This is a genomic window from Telluria sp. ZT3P25, from assembly GCF_059685895.1.
The window spans coordinates 1-2,885 of record NZ_JCASIJ010000011.1 but is presented as its reverse complement, the minus strand read 5'-3'; the positions used below and the strand labels follow the sequence as shown (position 1 = coordinate 2,885).

Annotated in this window: 3 protein-coding genes; 2 read left to right on the top strand and 1 reads right to left on the bottom strand. The window is 54.5% G+C overall.

What is annotated here, in order from left to right:
• Together AC56LY_RS24450 and AC56LY_RS24445 are read left to right on the top strand one after the other, a co-directional pair.
• On the top strand, positions 1–286 hold a 286-nt coding region (locus tag AC56LY_RS24450), incomplete at its 5' end, for a hypothetical protein (RefSeq protein WP_499583718.1).
• Positions 287–394: 108 nt separating this feature from the next.
• A complete protein-coding gene (locus tag AC56LY_RS24445; protein ID WP_499583717.1) occupies positions 395–853 on the top strand; it encodes a MarR family winged helix-turn-helix transcriptional regulator in 459 nt (152 codons plus the stop codon).
• 23 nt (positions 854–876) lie between these two features.
• Here the strand turns inward: AC56LY_RS24445 and AC56LY_RS24440 are convergent, their stop codons facing one another.
• Positions 877–2,454, bottom strand: coding sequence for a methyl-accepting chemotaxis protein (locus tag AC56LY_RS24440; RefSeq protein WP_499583716.1), 1,578 nt, complete (start codon positions 2,452–2,454; stop codon positions 877–879).
• Positions 2,455–2,885 lie beyond the last annotated feature (431 nt).

Here is a 2,885-nt window from a genome sequence, read left to right as displayed (position 1 = left end):
TCGACTGTTAATTTTTAAAGAACTTTATTCGGTGCATCTTGCTGTTGGTAGCGAATCGTTTTGTTCGCTGCAGCAGAGAAGAGAGATTATGCTGTGTTTCCTAATTCTCGTCAACTCGTTCTTTTCGCTTCGTCTCAGATTTCTCTGCAGACCTTGCTCTCGTAACCACTTGATTACGTTAACATTTTCGGTCAGTGCCGAAGCGGAGGCGAACTATAACAAACCTTGGCTGTATTGCGCAAGGGCTCTTCAAGAATATTCTTTGAAGCGCACTTTGATCGTGTGAAACACAACGTAGCATCACTGCCAGAGGCGTTGGCAGCGTAAAGACCGATGTGTTCTACGGGCTTGGCATTGCTTGCAATTATCTAGTGTGCGACCTATATTGGATTCCATGACTGCTACTTCTCCTCCTTCGACGACAACGCCTCGTCTCGACGAACAGCTCTGCTTCGCCCTGTATTCGACGTCCCTGGCGATGATGCGGGTGTATCGCGGCGTGCTGCCAAAGCTTGGCCTGACGTATCCGCAATATCTCGTCATGATGGTGTTGTGGGAGCAAGATCAATTGACAGTATCGGATATCGGCGAGCACTTGTTTCTGGATTCGGCGACGCTCACTCCCTTGCTCAAGCGTATGGAGGCACAAGGGCTGGTGCAGCGCAACCGCGCCCGCAGTGATGAGCGGCAGGTCATCATCAGCCTGACAGATGACGGCAAGGCGCTCAAGCAAGAAGCTGCCAATGTCATGGCGGCTGTATTTCGTGCGACCAAGTGTTCGGCCGACGAGGTCGAGACGTTGCGAGGTCAGTTGGTTGAACTGCGTAATAGCTTGAACGACAACGACGGTTAAGTCGACGTTGTCGACGACGCAGCTTATGCTGCGATTCGCATCAGATTGTTCTCGGCATCAATGCGGAATACGCGCACCGTCCGCAACAGACTCCCCGCCTGCTCGTTGAGCGCCGCCGCCGATGCCGCAGATTGCTCGACCAGCACGGCATTTTGCTTGGTTGCTTCATCCATCTGATCGACCGCCAGGTTGACCTCCTGAATCCCGGTGTGCTGGGCTTCGCTCGCTGCCGTGATTTCTTCGATGATCCCGCTGACATGTTGCACGCTGGTCACGATGTCGCTCATCGTCACGCCGGCTTGCTCGACTAGCCTCGATCCGGCCTCCACCTTCGATACCGATTCGCCAATCAGTGCAGAAATTTCTTTCGCAGCACTGGCGGAACGCTGGGCGAGGCTCCGCACCTCGCTGGCAACAACAGCAAATCCGCGCCCCTGTTCGCCTGCACGCGCCGCCTCCACTGCGGCATTGAGTGCCAGGATATTGGTCTGAAATGCGATGCCATCGATGACGCTGATGATGTCCGATATCTTGTGCGCCGATGCGTTAATTTCCTGCATCGTGCTGACCACCGCCGTGACGGCATTTCCACCTTTGCGAGCAACCTGGCTCGCTGAGGCTGCGAGTGTGTTGGCATGACGGGCGTGCGCGGTGTTCTGTTCCACAACGGCGGTGAACTGCTTCATCGACGTCGCCGTGCGGCCAAGCGACGTGGCCTGTTGTGCAGTCCGCATCGAAAGGTCGCTGTTGCCCGTGCTGATTTCGCTCGAGGCATTTGCAATCATGTCGGTGCCACCGCGGACTTGCGCAACAATACGCTGCAGGCTGGCTTGCATCTCACGGATGGCATGCATGACGCTCGCACGGTCGTTGGGACGCACGGTGATCCCAACGGTTAGGTCACCTGAGGCGATTGCCGATGCAATGCGGTTGACCTCCAGAGGTTCGCCACCCAACTGGCGCAACAAGTGCGCAGTAATGGCGCCACCAACAAGAATGCTGATGATCACTGCAGCGAGCGCAACAGCGGCGATCGTTGTTTGGGCGGAATTGATCGATTGCTCGGCGCTCAGCGTGCCTGCCTCAACTTGCTTCTGTACTGCAGTGATGACACGGTTAATGTCCAGCACATTTTGCCGGCGCAGTGGGCTGCATTCATTGACCAGAAATGCCGCATATTCTGCCATCTGCGTGGCATCGCGGTACCTCCTCGGACGGTTGAGTTCCTCTGCCATACGCAGCAGGCCGGTGCGCATGGTCGCGAAATCGGCGTTTCCTCCAAACAAGGGCTCAAGAGCCCGCAACTCTTTCAGGAAATTGGCTTTCTGCTCGTCCAGCAAGGCCAGCTCACGTTGTGCTTGCGTGGCGTCGGGAACGATATAGGCATTGCGTGCAGCCAGGCCGGTTTGCGCAAGCGATTCACGCAGCGCATACAGGCGCTCGAGCTTGGTAGTGCGCACAGCATTCTGGGAGGCTAATTCCTGGCCAACATTTCCTAACTCACGCCAGGCAAATAACGCGAGCACGACGATAAGGATGCCGACGAGGCCGAATCCGAGGGCGAGTTTTGCACGGGTACTGATTGAGGAAAATATGTTCATAGAATAACGACTTTGAGAGAAAAACGGTTTCGCAGGTTGGCATGCAACCATCAGCTAAAGAGGTTGAACGATGACGAGGAATTATAGAGAAGATTTAATAGCGCACTATTGATTCTGTACGGAAAGCATAGTTTTCTATCCGTTCTGCTCACTAAACCGATGTTTTTTCACACGAAGACAAAGTGTGGGCTGACAGCTTGAGACAGAGCCAGCACGCGTGATGGAATGTGGAGAGGCTTTTCGCACTATCACGCGCGGTGCTGACCGATGCATCGCCTGGGAAATCAAGATGGTTCGGACCATCTTTTGTGTAGCGATCGCCCAAAGCGAAAAGCCCCACTCAGATCACTGAGTGGGGCTTTTCTATATAACTAGCCTGACGATAACCTACTTTCACACTGGTTGCAGCACTATCATCGGCGCAAAGTCGT

Bases quoted from the DNA above. Each gene is read 5' to 3' on its own strand.
- AC56LY_RS24440 (WP_499583716.1), bottom strand. From the start codon at position 2,454: ATGAACATATTTTCCTCAATCAGTACCCGTGCAAAACTCGCCCTCGGA.
- AC56LY_RS24445 (WP_499583717.1), top strand. From the start codon at position 395: ATGACTGCTACTTCTCCTCCTTCGACGACAACGCCTCGTCTCGACGAA.